This window comes from Psychrobacillus soli (genome assembly GCF_006861775.1).
GTDB lineage: Bacteria > Bacillota > Bacilli > Bacillales_A > Planococcaceae > Psychrobacillus > Psychrobacillus soli.
In genome coordinates this window covers 1-14,297 of the sequence record NZ_VDGG01000009.1, presented here as the reverse complement: position 1 = coordinate 14,297, position 14,297 = coordinate 1, and the positions used below count along the sequence as shown (strand labels likewise).

The 14,297-nt window shown below is 39.0% G+C and carries 20 protein-coding genes and 1 rRNA gene; 19 read left to right on the top strand and 2 right to left on the bottom strand.

The features are described from left to right. Positions 1 to 26: 26 nt before the first annotated feature. The 17 genes from FG383_RS05480 (at position 27) to FG383_RS05405 (ending at position 11,794) form a co-directional block, all read left to right on the top strand. Entirely contained in the window at positions 27 to 680 is a 654-nt protein-coding gene (locus tag FG383_RS05480; RefSeq protein ID WP_142605843.1) for an adenylate kinase, read from the top strand. Positions 681 to 1,137: 457 nt separating this feature from the next. Then, on the top strand, positions 1,138 to 1,356 hold the full coding sequence (gene infA / locus FG383_RS05475; RefSeq protein WP_016429904.1) for a translation initiation factor IF-1: 219 nt from the start codon (positions 1,138 to 1,140) through the stop codon (positions 1,354 to 1,356). A 37-nt stretch (positions 1,357 to 1,393) separates the two neighbouring features. Next, on the top strand, positions 1,394 to 1,507 hold the full coding sequence (gene rpmJ / locus FG383_RS05470) for a 50S ribosomal protein L36 (protein WP_003247619.1): 114 nt from the start codon (positions 1,394 to 1,396) through the stop codon (positions 1,505 to 1,507). Between the two features lie 23 nt (positions 1,508 to 1,530). Next, a complete protein-coding gene (gene rpsM / locus FG383_RS05465; RefSeq protein ID WP_142605842.1) occupies positions 1,531 to 1,896 on the top strand; it encodes a 30S ribosomal protein S13 in 366 nt (121 codons plus the stop codon). 25 nt (positions 1,897 to 1,921) lie between these two features. After that, on the top strand, positions 1,922 to 2,311 hold the full coding sequence (gene rpsK, locus FG383_RS05460; protein WP_053591340.1) for a 30S ribosomal protein S11: 390 nt from the start codon (positions 1,922 to 1,924) through the stop codon (positions 2,309 to 2,311). A 137-nt stretch (positions 2,312 to 2,448) separates the two neighbouring features. Beyond that, positions 2,449 to 3,393, top strand: a complete 945-nt coding sequence (locus FG383_RS05455) for a DNA-directed RNA polymerase subunit alpha (RefSeq protein ID WP_142605841.1) — start codon at positions 2,449 to 2,451, stop codon at positions 3,391 to 3,393. A 53-nt stretch (positions 3,394 to 3,446) separates the two neighbouring features. Beyond that, positions 3,447 to 3,827 (top strand): 50S ribosomal protein L17, encoded by a 381-nt coding sequence (rplQ, locus tag FG383_RS05450; RefSeq protein WP_093274692.1) that lies wholly within the window; start codon positions 3,447 to 3,449, stop codon positions 3,825 to 3,827. 322 nt (positions 3,828 to 4,149) lie between these two features. Continuing rightward, positions 4,150 to 4,998 (top strand): energy-coupling factor ABC transporter ATP-binding protein, encoded by an 849-nt coding sequence (locus FG383_RS05445; protein ID WP_142605840.1) that lies wholly within the window; start codon positions 4,150 to 4,152, stop codon positions 4,996 to 4,998. Then, positions 4,974 to 5,843 (top strand): energy-coupling factor ABC transporter ATP-binding protein, encoded by an 870-nt coding sequence (locus tag FG383_RS05440; RefSeq protein ID WP_142605839.1) that lies wholly within the window; start codon positions 4,974 to 4,976, stop codon positions 5,841 to 5,843. Before FG383_RS05445 ends, FG383_RS05440 begins: the two co-directional genes overlap by 25 nt. Further along, entirely contained in the window at positions 5,843 to 6,640 is a 798-nt protein-coding gene (locus tag FG383_RS05435) for an energy-coupling factor transporter transmembrane component T family protein (protein WP_142605838.1), read from the top strand. Before FG383_RS05440 ends, FG383_RS05435 begins: the two co-directional genes overlap by 1 nt. A 14-nt stretch (positions 6,641 to 6,654) precedes the next feature. Next, entirely contained in the window at positions 6,655 to 7,404 is a 750-nt protein-coding gene (truA, locus tag FG383_RS05430; RefSeq protein WP_142605837.1) for a tRNA pseudouridine(38-40) synthase TruA, read from the top strand. Positions 7,405 to 7,572: 168 nt separating this feature from the next. Then, on the top strand, positions 7,573 to 8,010 hold the full coding sequence (gene rplM / locus FG383_RS05425) for a 50S ribosomal protein L13 (RefSeq protein WP_142605836.1): 438 nt from the start codon (positions 7,573 to 7,575) through the stop codon (positions 8,008 to 8,010). 22 nt (positions 8,011 to 8,032) lie between these two features. Next, entirely contained in the window at positions 8,033 to 8,425 is a 393-nt protein-coding gene (rpsI, locus tag FG383_RS05420; RefSeq protein WP_093062506.1) for a 30S ribosomal protein S9, read from the top strand. A 596-nt stretch (positions 8,426 to 9,021) separates the two neighbouring features. Continuing rightward, positions 9,022 to 9,198 (top strand): hypothetical protein, encoded by a 177-nt coding sequence (locus FG383_RS20845; protein ID WP_185907859.1) that lies wholly within the window; start codon positions 9,022 to 9,024, stop codon positions 9,196 to 9,198. Beyond that, positions 9,176 to 9,886, top strand: a complete 711-nt coding sequence (locus FG383_RS05415) for a GNAT family N-acetyltransferase (RefSeq protein ID WP_142605835.1) — start codon at positions 9,176 to 9,178, stop codon at positions 9,884 to 9,886. Before FG383_RS20845 ends, FG383_RS05415 begins: the two co-directional genes overlap by 23 nt. Positions 9,887 to 9,950: 64 nt before the next feature. Further along, positions 9,951 to 10,664 carry an N-acetylmuramoyl-L-alanine amidase gene (locus tag FG383_RS05410; protein WP_142605931.1) on the top strand — a complete coding sequence of 238 codons (714 nt, stop codon included), beginning with the start codon at positions 9,951 to 9,953 and terminating at the stop codon, positions 10,662 to 10,664. A 77-nt stretch (positions 10,665 to 10,741) separates the two neighbouring features. Beyond that, complete coding sequence (locus FG383_RS05405; RefSeq protein WP_142605834.1) at positions 10,742 to 11,794, top strand: Mrp/NBP35 family ATP-binding protein; 1,053 nt, start codon at positions 10,742 to 10,744, stop codon at positions 11,792 to 11,794. Positions 11,795 to 11,824: 30 nt separating this feature from the next. Here the strand turns inward: FG383_RS05405 and gerD are convergent, their stop codons facing one another. After that, complete coding sequence (gene gerD, locus FG383_RS05400; RefSeq protein WP_142605833.1) at positions 11,825 to 12,421, bottom strand: spore germination lipoprotein GerD; 597 nt, start codon at positions 12,419 to 12,421, stop codon at positions 11,825 to 11,827. 139 nt (positions 12,422 to 12,560) lie between these two features. Here gerD and FG383_RS05395 point away from each other — a divergent pair, with 139 nt between their 5' ends. Further along, positions 12,561 to 13,241, top strand: a complete 681-nt coding sequence (locus FG383_RS05395) for a KinB-signaling pathway activation protein (protein ID WP_142605832.1) — start codon at positions 12,561 to 12,563, stop codon at positions 13,239 to 13,241. Positions 13,242 to 13,293: 52 nt separating this feature from the next. Here FG383_RS05395 and FG383_RS05390 read toward each other — a convergent pair whose 3' ends face one another. Next, entirely contained in the window at positions 13,294 to 13,953 is a 660-nt protein-coding gene (locus tag FG383_RS05390; RefSeq protein WP_142605831.1) for a polysaccharide deacetylase family protein, read from the bottom strand. A 252-nt stretch (positions 13,954 to 14,205) separates the two neighbouring features. On the opposite strand from FG383_RS05390, the gene FG383_RS05385 reads away from it, so the two are divergent. Further along, positions 14,206 to 14,297, top strand: a 16S ribosomal RNA gene (locus tag FG383_RS05385); the annotation flags it as partial.

The following is a 14,297-nucleotide window of genomic DNA, read 5'->3' as shown; positions in this document are numbered from 1 at the left end:
AAATAGTCCTGAGGGGGTATTACCGTATGAATATCGTTTTAATGGGTCTGCCAGGTGCTGGAAAAGGCACGCAAGCAGATAAAATTGTTGAGAAGTACGCAATCCCTCATATTTCTACAGGCGATATGTTTCGTGCAGCTATTAAAGACGGCACGGAGCTTGGTTTAAAAGCAAAATCGTTTATGGACCAAGGTGCATTAGTACCGGATGAAGTAACGATTGGTATTGTTCGCGATAGATTAAGCAAACCAGACTGCGAAAAAGGATTCTTACTTGATGGTTTCCCACGTACTGTACCGCAAGCAGAAGCACTTGATGCTTTACTTACGGATCTTGGAAAGTCAATTGAGCATGTGCTTAATATTCAAGTGGAACAAGATGAATTGATTAGACGTCTAACTGGCCGCCGTATTTGTAAAGTATGCGGCACTGCTTATCATTTAGTTTTTAACCCTCCTGCTACAGAAGGGGTATGTGACAAAGATGGTGGAGAGCTTTATCAACGTGCGGATGATAATCCGGAAACGGTAACTAACCGTCTGGAAGTAAATATGAAGCAAACACAACCTTTGCTTGACTTTTATGACAACAAAGGCGTTTTAACAAATATAGATGGACAGCAGGATATTACAAAAGTATTTGCTGATCTTGATGCTCTGTTACAGGGCAACCGCATCTAAAAGCCCGGTGCCTGTCGCAGACGACTGAATACCCGGGCACTATGCATAAAGAACGAAAACGTTTTTTTCGAGAGCTGCAAAAGCATATTGCGCCCGGTATACGAACTGGATGAAAAGAAATGCGTTAATAGCGAGGACCCCCTAGTCCACGTGCATTTTGACTTCTGAAAGGGTATAATGGGTTTCGTGGAAGCATCTATGTAACGAACGGGTACTATGGAACTCATCCAACACATTCGTGCGAACATGTTGACATGAGGGAGACGGGTTTCTACCAGTCAGTCTACTCCGTGGATTGCAAAAAGCGAAACCTTACGAGTGTCTTTCGAACATCTCTCATGATTTCCAAACATATGCTTGAAACGAATAGTTTCGTTCCTTTTGAGGCTATACTAAAGCAAATTACGTTTGAGTAGTGATGAGAACCTGATTTGTATATAGAAGGGAGACAGGGTTGATGGCGAAAGATGATGTAATTGAAGTCGAAGGAACAGTTGTTGAGACTTTGCCAAACGCGATGTTTAAGGTAGAATTAGAAAACGGTCATACGATACTTGCGCATGTATCGGGTAAAATTCGTATGCACTTTATCCGCATTTTACCTGGAGATAAAGTCACAATTGAACTTTCTCCTTACGATTTAACTCGCGGTCGTATCACGTACCGTTTTAAATAATCTTTTGCACTCCGGACTACTAAGGAGGTTGGGTTAGATGAAAGTGAGACCATCTGTGAAACCGATCTGCGAAAAATGTAAAGTAATTCGCCGACGCGGTAAAGTAATGGTAATCTGTGAAAATCCTAAACACAAACAAAGACAAGGATAATTAGAAGGAGGTGCACGACACATATGGCACGTATTGCTGGTGTTGACATTCCACGCGATAAACGCGTTGTTATTGCATTAACATACATTTTCGGAATTGGTAAAACTACTGCACAAAAAGTACTAGTTGGAGCTGGTATTTCTGAATCGACACGAGTTCGTGATCTTACAGAAGACGAGTTAAACAAAATCCGTGAACAAATCGGTGCATACAAAGTAGAAGGTGACCTTCGTCGTGAAGTATCACTAAACATTAAACGTTTGATGGAAATCGGATCTTTCCGTGGTATCCGTCACCGTCGCGGCTTACCTGTACGCGGACAAAATACGAAGAACAATGCACGTACTCGTAAAGGTCCACGTAAAACAGTCGCTAACAAGAAAAAATAATCGGTAAAGGAGGTTTCTTCTTAACATGGCACGTAAACAACAAACACGTAAGCGTCGTGTGAAAAAGAATATCGAATCCGGTATTGCTCACATTCGCTCAACATTTAATAACACAATTGTGACTATCACAGACATGCAAGGTAATGCACTTTCTTGGTCAAGTGCTGGAGCTCTTGGATTCAGAGGTTCTCGTAAATCTACTCCATTCGCTGCACAAATGGCTGCAGAAACAGCTGCAAAAACGTCTATGGAACATGGTCTTAAAACTTTAGAAGTAACTGTAAAAGGTCCTGGTGCTGGACGTGAAGCGGCTATCCGCGCACTTCAAGCTGCAGGTCTAGAAGTTACAGCAATTAAAGACGTAACACCAGTACCACATAATGGTTGCCGTCCACCAAAACGTCGTCGCGTGTAAAAGGTGCTACTCAACTTGTTTGAGAACATCATTTATTGTACAGACTGAGGTTGTTCAAATAAAGCAACCAGTTAAACGATCGAATTCATGATGGAAAGAACCTATACATTCGATGTTTTGAGGGAGGGTAAATTGGAATGATCGAAATTGAAAAACCAAAGATTGAAAGTGTAGAAATCAGCGAAAATACCAAGTTTGGTAAATTTGTTGTAGAACCGCTAGAACGTGGTTATGGAAATACTTTGGGTAATTCTTTACGTCGTATCCTTCTGTCTTCTTTACCAGGAGCTGCAGTTACTTCTATTCAAATTGATGGCGTTTTACATGAGTTTTCAACTATTGAAGGCGTAGTGGAAGATGTTGCATCTATTATTATGAATGTGAAGAAACTAGCTTTAAAAATCTACTCTGATGAAGAAAAAGTCATTGAGATTGATGTAAAAGGAGAGGGAACGATTACAGCTGCTGACATTACACATGACAGTGATGTTGAGATATTAAACCCAGAACTCTATATTGCAACAATCGGCAAAAATGGTCATTTCCGTATGCGTATGTACGCAGGTCGAGGCCGTGGCTACACTCCTGCTGATCAAAACAAACGTGAGGATCTTCCTATCGGCGTAATCCCGATCGACTCTATTTATACTCCAGTTTCACGCGTTAATTTTCAAGTGGAAAATACTCGTGTTGGTCAGTCGGCTAACTACGATAAATTAACTCTTGATGTGTGGACAGATGGCAGCACCGGTCCTAAAGAGGCGATTTCGCTTGGAGCAAAAATTTTAACAGAGCACTTAAACATTTTTGTAGGGATGACAGACGAGGCACAAACTGCTGAAATCATGGTCGAAAAAGAAGAAGATCAAAAAGAAAAAGTATTAGAGATGACTATCGAAGAACTTGATCTTTCTGTTCGTTCTTATAATTGCTTAAAACGCGCTGGTATCAATACGGTACTTGAGCTTGCAAGCAAATCAGAAGATGACATGATGAAAGTAAGAAACCTTGGACGAAAATCTTTAGAAGAAGTAAGAGCGAAGTTAGATGAGCTTGGCTTAGGATTACGTAAAGAAGACTAAGCGAATTTTGATATAGCTAGATTTGAACTATTCACCAAAGGAGGGAAACATCCATGGGTTACAGAAAACTTGGACGTACAAGTTCTCAACGTAAAGCGATGTTACGTGACTTAACTACAGACTTAATCATTAACGAGCGTATTCAAACAACTGAAGCACGCGCGAAAGAATTACGTTCTGTCGTTGAAAAAATGATCACTTTAGGTAAACGCGGAGATTTGCATGCACGTCGTTTAGCTGCGTCTTACATTCGTCGTGAAGTAGCAACTTCTACTGACGAAGAAGGCAATGAAACAACTGTTTTTGCTTTGCAAAAGTTGTTTGATGATGTAGCACCACGTTATGCTGATCGTCAAGGCGGTTATACTCGTATTATGAAAGTTGGACCTCGTCGCGGAGACGGAGCACCAGTTGTAGTAATTGAGTTAGTTTAATTAGATTGGTGTTTATACGCCTACCCAATTAAACTTGAAAAGTTGAAGAGGGATGTTGGTATTTCTGACCTCCCTCTTCTTTTTTCAAACAGATTTATACGACATTATAAAAGCAGAGTGTTACGATGAGCGGACTTTATACATTGAAGTTGCGTCTCGTCTAGCTCTACGCACCTCATTTTCAGATCGGTCTTGAGCAACCGGTCTAGAAATAAGTTATAGAAGAGCGCATTTCTCTAAATGAGGTGCGCGCTTTTTTAATTTATCGTAATATAGGGTAAAGGCAATTAGTGTAGCTGAGATGAGCTAGGGGAGGTAAAGGATGAAACGCGAGATTATTTCTTTACAAGAAGTAACTTTTACATATGCAGAAGAAGATGAAAACGTGAGACCTGCTGTGAATAATGTTTCCTATACAGTTTACGAGGGTGAATGGGTAGCGATTGTCGGCCATAACGGTTCGGGAAAATCGACGCTTGCGCGTTTAATGAATGGTCTTCTATTTCCTCAGACGGGACAAGTACGAGTTTTTGGAGAAGCGTTAAACGAACAAAGTTTATGGGAAACACGCTCACAAATGGGGATGGTTTTTCAAAATCCAGATAACCAATTTGTAGGGGCAACTGTGCAAGATGATGTTGCATTTGCTTTAGAAAATAACGGGATCCCTTTTGAGGAAATGGTAGAACGAGTGAAACAGTCTTTAGTAAAAGTAAAGATGAGCGATTTTATGAATAGTGAGCCGCATCATTTATCAGGAGGTCAAAAACAGCGTGTTGCGATTGCTGGTGCCATTGCTTTACAGCCCAAAATATTATTATTAGATGAAGCGACCTCCATGCTAGATCCACAAGGTAGAGAAGAAGTACTTTCTACGGTACGACAACTTCGAGAAGAAACAGATTTGACTGTTATATCGATTACACATGATTTAGAAGAAGCATTGCTTGCAGATCGTGTTATTATGATGAATCAAGGGAGCAAATATGCAGAAGGATCGCCGGAAGAGATTTTCCAACGAGGTCAAGAGCTAGTAGATTTAGGGTTAGATCTTCCTTTTGCGATGAACATTTCTAGATTATTAAAAACACAAGGAATTACATTAGTAGCAGAACATATGTCAGAAGAAGAGTTGGTGAATGATTTATGGACATCACACTTCAACAAGTAAGTTACGCCTATGCGAAAAATACACCATTTGAAAAAAGAGCGCTTTTTGATGTAGATTTACATATCCCTTCCGGTTCGTATCAAGCAATTATTGGACATACTGGTTCCGGGAAGTCGACGGTTTTGCAGCATTTGAATGCTTTATTAAAACCAACGGATGGTTCTATCCAAATTGGGGATGTGGAAGTAAGTGCTGGGAAAAAAAATAAGCAGCTCCGAAAGGTAAGACAAAAAGTGGGCATCGTGTTTCAATTTCCAGAGCATCAATTATTTGATGAAACGGTGTTGAAAGATATAATGTTTGGCCCTATGAATTTTGGTGTGCCTGAGCAAGAAGCAAAACGCCGGGCCATTGAACTAGTAAGTTTGCTAGGCTTACCAGATGAAGTATTGGAAAAATCACCTTTCGATTTATCAGGAGGGCAAATGAGACGTGTGGCAATTGCAGGAGTACTTGCGATGAATCCGGAAGTGTTAGTACTAGATGAGCCTACAGCAGGTCTAGATCCAAAAGGAAGAAAAGAAATAATGGATTTGTTTTACCGACTTCACAAAGAAAAAGGATTAACGACCATACTAGTAACACATAGTATGGAGGATGCCGCGAGATATGCAGATCGCATTGCTATTATGCATGATGGTAAATGTGTCTTAGCGGGAACGCCACAAGAGATTTTTTCGGATGAAGGTCGTTTAATGGATTTTCGTTTAGAACTTCCCCAAAGCATGAAGTTCCAAAAAAAAGTGGAACAAATGATGGGGAAGAAGTTACCTGCTCTTTGTTTAACAGAAGAGATGTTAGCGGAAGAACTTGCGCGTTTTTTGAAGAAGGAGCGTGAGTTATAATGCTAGAAAAAATGATATTTGGTCGATATATACCCGGGGATTCGTTTATTCATAGGTTAGATGCACGTGCAAAATTGATTTTTGTGTTTTTATTTATTGCGGTTGTATTCATCGCAAATAACTGGATTACATACGGAATTTTAGTTGCGTTTACATTTTTGATCATTCGAATGTCTAAGATTAGACTTTATTTTTTAATTAATGGGTTGAAACCTGTTGTAATTTTGATTATTTTTACGTTTTTATTGCATTTATTTTTCACACGGGAAGGCGCAGTCATATTTGAGTGGAAGTTTATAAAGATATATGAGGAAGGTTTGCGACAAGGGATATTCATTTCCATACGTTTTTTTGTCCTTGTTATTTTAACGTCTATTTTAACGCTCACTACGACCCCTATTTCGATTACGGATGCATTGGAGACATTATTGAACCCGCTGAAGAAATGGAAGCTTCCAGTGCATGAATTAGCGCTTATGATGTCTATTTCCTTAAGATTTATCCCTACTTTAATGGATGAAACGGATAAAATTATGAAAGCGCAAATGGCAAGAGGTTCGGATATGACAACCGGTAGTATGAAAGAAAGAGTGAATGCCATTGTTCCACTTCTGATTCCATTGTTTGTTAGTGCATTTAAGCGAGCAGAAGATTTAGCGACCGCGATGGAAGTACGAGGATACAAAGGCGGAGAAGGAAGAACTAGATATCGTAAGCTGGAGTGGGCGGCGAAAGATACGATAATTATCTTATCACTAGTAGTGCTAGCTGCAGTACTTGTATATTTTAGATCGTAAATGGAGGTGTATGCATGCGTCTACGAGCGATTATTAGCTATGATGGTAGTGCGTTTTCAGGTTATCAAGTACAACCAGGGAAACGAACTGTTCAGGCAGAAATAGAGCGTGTATTGCAGATTATGCATAAAGGGACAGTCGTAAAAGTGGTTGCTAGTGGGAGAACAGATGCTGGTGTTCATGCCACGGGACAAGTGATCCACTATGATAGTCCGCTTACATTACCGATGGATCGTTGGAGAACTGCCTTAAATGTACAATTGCCAGGGGATATTCGTGTTTTGTCGGTTGAACAAGTACAGGATGATTTTCATGCAAGGTATGACGCGGTCGGAAAAACATATCGTTATATTTGGTCATTGAAGGAAGTCCATAGCCCATTTGAACGTAACTATAGTGTACATGTGGAACGGTATAAACCAAATATAGAATGGATGAAAGAGGCATCTGTTCATTTGCTTGGAACGCATGACTTTTCAAGTTTTTGCGCATCCAACACGAGTGTGAAGGATTTTGTGAGAACGGTCCATTCGATTCGTTTAGAAGTGCATGAAGAATTGAATCAGCTTCATATGGAGATTAGTGGTAATGGTTTTCTCTACAATATGGTTCGAATTATTGCAGGAACTTTATGGGAAATTGGAATTGAGAAAAAAAGTGTGGAGGACTTGCCTGAAATCTTGCGGTCATGCAATCGGAAAAATGCCGGGAAAACAGCGCCAGCACACGGTTTGTATTTAGAGAAAGTAGTGTATTTGGGATGAAGCAACCTTTCCAGGTGTTTTTCGGAAAATGCTTGACTAAATTACGTATTCGGGGTAAGATGATGTATGGTATTTTCATTAACCCCACAATATAAGCCCCGAAACTTATTGGTATGAGGATATAGAAAATTTTAGATCGATTATGATTGAATTAGGAGGACAAAATACATGCGTACAACATTCATGGCTAAAGGTCACGAAGTAGAACGTAAATGGTTAGTAGTAGACGCTGAAGGCCAAACTCTTGGTCGTCTAGCTTCAGAAGTTGCAGCTATTTTACGTGGAAAAAACAAACCAACATTCACACCAAACGTTGATACAGGTGATCACGTGATCATCATCAATGCAGAAAAAATTCATTTAACTGGGAACAAGTTAAATGATAAAATTTACTACCGTCACACACAATTTGCTGGTGGACTTAAACAACGTACTGCTTTAGAAATGCGTACTAAGTACCCAACGAAAATGATCGAATTAGCAATTAAAGGAATGCTTCCTAAAAACTCTTTAGGCCGTCAAATGTTTTCTAAACTAAACGTTTACGCTGGAGCAGAGCATCCACACGCAGCACAACAACCAGAAGCATACGAGCTTCGCGGATAATAACTAAGAGGAGGACATACACTTGGCACAAGTTCAATATATCGGCACTGGTCGCCGTAAAAGTTCAGTAGCACGCGTACGTTTAGTACCAGGCGAAGGAAAAATTATTATTAACAAACGTGACGTAGAAGATTACGTACCATATGAAACTTTACGTGAAATTATTAAACAACCATTAGTAACTACTCAAACTTTAGGTAGCTACGATGTACACGTAAACGTTAATGGTGGTGGATTCACAGGTCAAGCAGGAGCAATCCGTCACGGTATTGCACGTGCATTACTTACAGTAGACCCTGATTTCCGTCCAGCATTAAAATCAGCAGGATTCTTAACACGTGACCCACGTATGAAAGAACGTAAAAAACCAGGACTTAAAGGCGCTCGTCGTGCACCTCAGTTCTCAAAACGTTAATTTTATATTATCAGTTCAAGCACTTCTCGAGATCTCTCGGGGAGTGCTTTTTTTAGTTCTAGAAAATTATAAAGTCTATGGCATGCGAATAACTTTTTCTCAACAATATATGTCGAAATTATCGTCGTCTCAATCCAAGTAAACTAGCTATATTAAGAATTGATTGCTTTCATCCGCATTTTGGTTGCTCTCACACTGATTTGGTTGCTTTCGGAAAAAAATTGGTTGCTTACAATGATTGGTTTGTTGCGATAATCCATTTATTGGATTTGTCGTGACTATGTGTGACTTACTTTTTCTGTGCATACTATCTTTTGTGTGTTACAGGTGCCTGGCACCTGTAACACTATTTATTTAACTGGTTGTTTCGTTGTTTTTGGAGGTGTATATTAAGTAAATATTTAATAAATAGAAAAATTCGGAGGGGTGGAATATGGAGTTTGCTTCTGAAAGGTTTTTGTTCTGTTTGTATACACAAGATAATTTCGATTTTTTACAGCTAGTGAAGTGCTAGTTTTCACTATGATAGATATACATATAGATGGTATGTGTGCAGATGATGAAAAAGGAACTTATTTTGCTTATCTGGTGTGAAATTGGTTGGGAGAATTGCTGGACCGAGTATGGGAGGCGTTCTTTTAGACAGTTTGAATAGTGGAGCGCTAGTATTTACGATTATTGGTGGAATAGCATTACTTGCAATACCATCTTTTTATCTTAGTAACCGGTTGAAGAAAGAGAGGACTATACATGCAATTATTCAATCTGATTAAAAGCGAAAAAGCGTATTGGTTAGTCGACCAAGTCAAGATGGAAGGTGAATCGGAAGAGGATTACAAAGAAGCATTTACGAAAATTTTAAGTGCTTATGAAGAGGAACAAATAGGCTATCTATCTTTACTAATAGATGAGGCATTTGAAAGCTGGTTGCTTGCACGAGGGTTTAGAAAGATTTCTTCTATCATGGAGTACACGAAGCAATTGGACGATGAGATGGAGCTGGAAGAGGATCTTTTGTTTTATTCGCTCGCAGAAGGGTTTATGACGGATGCTGAATTTTCGGCAGCTTACGAGTTATGCCGAACGGGTACCGCGAATAAGAATATACATCAGCCCATCGAGCAAGTAATGGCTTCAATAGCTAGTGAGTTAGGAGACAAGTGGAGAAGTCATTGTTACTCCTTTTTTGCAGATAACAAATTAGTTGGGATAAGTATTCCGCATATTGAGATGGGGACGCAAGACGAAGGAAGGATGTTCTACTTTGGAGTTGTCCCTGACATGCGCGGGCAAGGACTAGGTGCTAAGCTTCATAAGCTTACATTAGAGCTTATGAAGAAAATGCAGGCTAATTATTATGTAGGGAGTACCGATGAAAGCAATAAACATATGATAAACATTTTCAAGAAAAATGGTTGCACATTAAGAGATAAAAAAGGAATTTACCAGATTGAAAAATGACTAACTAAAGCTATCATACTCTTTGTCCCTCATACGTATAATGAGTGAAAAAGGAGCGATGGACCTGAAAAAGTGGATAATCATCTTCGTATTGTTTTTGGTATCTTTGCTTGCCGTCATTTATGGAACGAAGGCGAGTGATACTGGTTTTTTCCTACCAGATCCGTTAAGTGGCGTAAAAATTGTCATTGACCCAGGGCATGGGGGGATCGATGGTGGTGCGAGTCATGGTGAAGTAGTCGAGCGCGATATTACGCTAGCTATGTCATTGAAATTAGAGAAAAAGCTAAAAGCACAAGGAGCTACAGTCGTGATGACTCGTACGAAAGAAGGAGATGCAGTTGCAGAGCATAATCCGGATGGAGACTTTCCGACAACACGAGCTAGAAAGCGAGCAGATTTACTTCTTCGGGAAGAAATTATGAATAACTCGGAAGCTGATATTGTCCTTAGTTTACATGTGAATGCGGTTCCTGAAGAAAGATGGAGAGGTGCGCAAGTATTTTATCATGCAGATGGGCACGAAGGCGGAGAACTTTTAGCTAAGTCCATCCAAGGTTCCATTAGAGAGAATATAGGCAATACAGAAAGAGAAGCACTTGCCATTAAACAAGTGTATATTTTGAAAAAAGCAAAAGCGCCTGCAGTGTTAGTGGAAACAGGCTTTTTAAGTAACAATGAAGAGCGAGAATTGTTGCAATCGGATAAATATCAAAATCAGATGGTCGATGCAATCTCAGATGGAGTACTCCGTTTTGTAGAAGACAACATTTACTGAGCTAATGTTTGGAAATGTAGACACTCGTATATGGTATACTATACTGCGAATAGTTAACTAAAGGGGAGTGTCTACAGATGATTAACGAGCAACAAGTTCGTGAGTTACTTGGCGAATTAAATGATCCATTTTTACATAGAACTTTAGAAGAAACGAGCGGAATATCCACAGTATCCATAAAAGAAGAAAAAAATCACGTCAGTGTGAAACTAGCGATTGCCAAAATAAATTCAGCAGAACAAATGCAATTACAAAGTAAGGTAGTAGAAGTATTGAAAAATGCAGGAGCAGCAACAGTAGGTATTCGCTTTGAAGAATTACCGAAAGAAGTATTAGAACAATTTCGTGGGAAAGCAAAAGAAAGTGACAGCGAAAGTCTTCTTTCACCAAATAGCACAGTAAAAATTATATCGATTGCTTCTGGTAAAGGTGGAGTAGGTAAATCTACTGTTTCAGTTAACTTGGCTGTCGCACTTGCACGTCTAGGCAAAAAAGTGGGTTTAGTAGATGCGGACATTTATGGATTTAGTGTACCAGATATGATGGGTGTAAAAGATATCCCGCAAATTAAAGAGGACCGTATTATTCCAGTAGAACGTAAAGGAGTAAAAGTCATTTCTATGGGATTCTTCGTTGAAAATAATACACCAGTCGTATGGCGTGGCCCAATGCTTGGGAAAGTATTAGATCAATTCTTCAAAGATGTAGAGTGGGGAGAATTAGATTACTTACTATTAGATTTACCACCAGGCACTGGAGATGTTGCGTTAGACATTCATCAAATGTTGCCGGCGTCTAAAGAAATCGTTGTGACAACTCCGCACCCAACTGCTGCTTTCGTAGCTGCGAGAGCAGGTGCAATGGCACTTCAAACGGATCATGAAATACTTGGTGTTATCGAAAATATGTCTTGGTATGAAACGAAATCTACCGGGGAACGTGAATTTGTATTCGGTAAGGGTGGAGGTCCGAAGCTTGCTGATGAGCTACGAACGGAATTACTTGGTCAAATTCCATTAGGACAACCAGACTGGAATGACATCGATTTTGCTCCATCTGTATATGCCGAAACGCATGAAACAGGAAAAATTTATTTAGAAATAGCACAAAAAGTAATCGAAAAAGCATAAGAAAAGGCCGTTTCCACTAGGGGAGCGGCCTTATTTTTCGCTTTCTTCTTTCTTTTCTTCAGTAGAACCTGATTCCTCTTTGGATCCACCACCACTTTCTTTCTGGCTACCGGCTTCCTCCACTAGTTTTTGCCACTTCGTTTGTAATAAAGGACTTTGAATCGTTTCCTCCACAACCTTTTGCATCTCTTTCCGCATATCACTGGATTGTAGCACTTTTCCTAATTCCTTTTTCATATCAGCAGAACCAAAAAAGCTTTCTAAGTCTTGTAAATAAGTGGGGTCCTTCATCAGTGCTTTCATTAGTTCTTCTTGTTGTTTCACCATACTTTTTGCCATGGTCTCCGAAAATTTGGGGTCTTGATAAACTTCCTTCCAAAATTCTTCTGCTTCTTTTGATAACATTGTTTCTTCAACGGATTTCTTTACCTGCTCACTGTCAATTACTAGCAGTTCTTTAAATTGCGGATCGTCTAAAAGTGTTCGAATGGCCTTTTTCCCGTCTTCGGTTTGCAACGCATCTATAAGCATTTTTTTATTTTCCTCATAGGATGGAGGAGCAGAAGAAGAACCGCTACATCCGGCGAGAAGCCCAAGACTCAACAAAATAAGCGCAAAATACTTCATAATCGTCACCGTCCTTTCGATTATTGTTCACATTTGTTTCGGAAATATGTATAGTAACTAGGAAGAAATAGATTTTTAAGCAAATGGTTGTTACAATTTAAAATAAAGAAGAAATAGAATTTTTGGAGGAAATCTTGCTGTGACTATACGAAATTGGTTTAAATTTTTTCTGAATGCCATGTTGATCGGTGGGGTAATTACAGGTGTTTTTGGTTTATTTATACGTTGGGATGATGCTTTTGCAAAATATTTTGAAGCAGGTCAATGGGGAGAATTTTTTGCAGCCTTTGCATTTATGATTGTTATGGGCTTTACAGTAAGTGTAATAGCACAAATGGGTTACTTCGCTTACTTAACTATTCACCAAATGGGTGTTAATATTTTTAGAACTCTTACGCTTTGGAATTGGGTACAGTTACTTATCATTGTTATCGTAATTTTTGATCTTATAATGTTCCGATTCCGACCAAATGCAGAAACGACAGGACAAATTTGGCTGTACACCATTTTACTAGCAGTTTTGATAATTACAGCTATAGTCGTTGCAATTACAAAAGCGAATATGACTAAAAAGCATACCCTTATTTCCGCGTTATTTTTTATGATCGTTGTATCAACGCTTGAATGGTTGCCGGTGCTAATGGTACGAGCAGAGAATGTGGATACTTGGGTAACGTTATTATTATTCCCGATTCTTGCGGTTAATGCATATCAATTATTAGCTTTACCAAAATATAATGCAAAATCCGATGAGGATCGCTTGAAATTAGAAGCACGCAGAAAAGCGAGAAAAGAAACAGCCGCTGTAAAAACAAAGTAAACGAAAACTGCCACGACGAATGATCGTCGTGGCAGTTTTTTCGACATTATTTCTATTCAGGAAAGGTTTTTGTATTCATTTTTAAACCGAATATATTTTGTTCAATAGGTAAAAATGTTTCAGACCCTAAAAGTTTGGTAAGTTGCTTTATATCAACCCGTTCGTCCTGGTGAAGTGGTACAGAAAGGACGTCTCCTTTTGTAAGCTTAGGAATTTCTACATCCCAGTACTTACTCGAACTAAGTAAGTTTACTTCTTGCTGCCAAGCAACTTCTTGTACCTCTATCGGAAATTGATAATCCTTTGTTCGAAACCAAAGCGGTTTTTCGCCCATTACTTTTTCGAATTGATCCACTTCTTTTTGAAATAAAACAGGATCCTCTATATAATTTGCACCATCTTTACCTAAAAGCCCAATCGGAATATGCTTTTCTTGCATAATCTTTATAATGGGCTCAGAGCGTTCCATCCACTCGGTACTAATAAAGAAATGAGGATAAGGTGCTTTTAAATCTTTAAGAAGGGTTTCAATTTCATCTTTTCCAAACGTCAAATCGATTGTTACTGTTTTTCCGTATGTCCCTTTAGAAATAACAGTTGGTTTTTCTGTTAATTGAAAAACCGGTAGTATAGAGGGATAATTTCTTGGAACGTTGAATAACAGGGTGATTAATAATGTTAATGATCCGACTAACAATAGCTTTTTTTTCAAAGTAACACGCACCTTTTCAAATCGTTTTAATAAACTTTATGTTTTAGTGTTGACATTCATGTTAAAACGATGTTAAGATACAAAGGTCGCCAAAACGACAACTAAAACAACATGAACATTGAAAACTGAACATGCAAAACGTTAAGAAATATAACTTGAAAGATTAACTTCGGTTAACACTTGATAGTAAAACAATTTTGACATCATTTAATGATGATGCCAGCAAAACAACATGAGCTTTTTAAGTTCTCTATTATGGAGAGTTTGATCCTGGCTCAGGACGAACGCTGGCGGCGTGCCTAATACATGCAAGTCGAGCGAATGATGAAGAAGCTTGCTTCTTC

Excerpts from the sequence above, each read along its gene's own strand:
- FG383_RS05440 (WP_142605839.1), top strand. The coding sequence starts at position 4,974 with ATGGACATCACACTTCAACAAGTAAGTTACGCCTATGCGAAAAATACA.
- FG383_RS05405 (WP_142605834.1), top strand. The coding sequence starts at position 10,742 with ATGATTAACGAGCAACAAGTTCGTGAGTTACTTGGCGAATTAAATGAT.
- infA (WP_016429904.1), top strand. The coding sequence starts at position 1,138 with ATGGCGAAAGATGATGTAATTGAAGTCGAAGGAACAGTTGTTGAGACT.
- rplQ (WP_093274692.1), top strand. The coding sequence starts at position 3,447 with ATGGGTTACAGAAAACTTGGACGTACAAGTTCTCAACGTAAAGCGATG.
- gerD (WP_142605833.1), bottom strand. The coding sequence starts at position 12,421 with ATGAAGTATTTTGCGCTTATTTTGTTGAGTCTTGGGCTTCTCGCCGGA.
- rplM (WP_142605836.1), top strand. The coding sequence starts at position 7,573 with ATGCGTACAACATTCATGGCTAAAGGTCACGAAGTAGAACGTAAATGG.
- rpsM (WP_142605842.1), top strand. The coding sequence starts at position 1,531 with ATGGCACGTATTGCTGGTGTTGACATTCCACGCGATAAACGCGTTGTT.
- FG383_RS05435 (WP_142605838.1), top strand. The coding sequence starts at position 5,843 with ATGCTAGAAAAAATGATATTTGGTCGATATATACCCGGGGATTCGTTT.
- truA (WP_142605837.1), top strand. The coding sequence starts at position 6,655 with ATGCGTCTACGAGCGATTATTAGCTATGATGGTAGTGCGTTTTCAGGT.
- FG383_RS05455 (WP_142605841.1), top strand. The coding sequence starts at position 2,449 with ATGATCGAAATTGAAAAACCAAAGATTGAAAGTGTAGAAATCAGCGAA.
- FG383_RS05480 (WP_142605843.1), top strand. The coding sequence starts at position 27 with ATGAATATCGTTTTAATGGGTCTGCCAGGTGCTGGAAAAGGCACGCAA.
- rpmJ (WP_003247619.1), top strand. The coding sequence starts at position 1,394 with ATGAAAGTGAGACCATCTGTGAAACCGATCTGCGAAAAATGTAAAGTA.
- FG383_RS05445 (WP_142605840.1), top strand. The coding sequence starts at position 4,150 with ATGAAACGCGAGATTATTTCTTTACAAGAAGTAACTTTTACATATGCA.
- FG383_RS05415 (WP_142605835.1), top strand. The coding sequence starts at position 9,176 with ATGCAATTATTCAATCTGATTAAAAGCGAAAAAGCGTATTGGTTAGTC.
- rpsK (WP_053591340.1), top strand. The coding sequence starts at position 1,922 with ATGGCACGTAAACAACAAACACGTAAGCGTCGTGTGAAAAAGAATATC.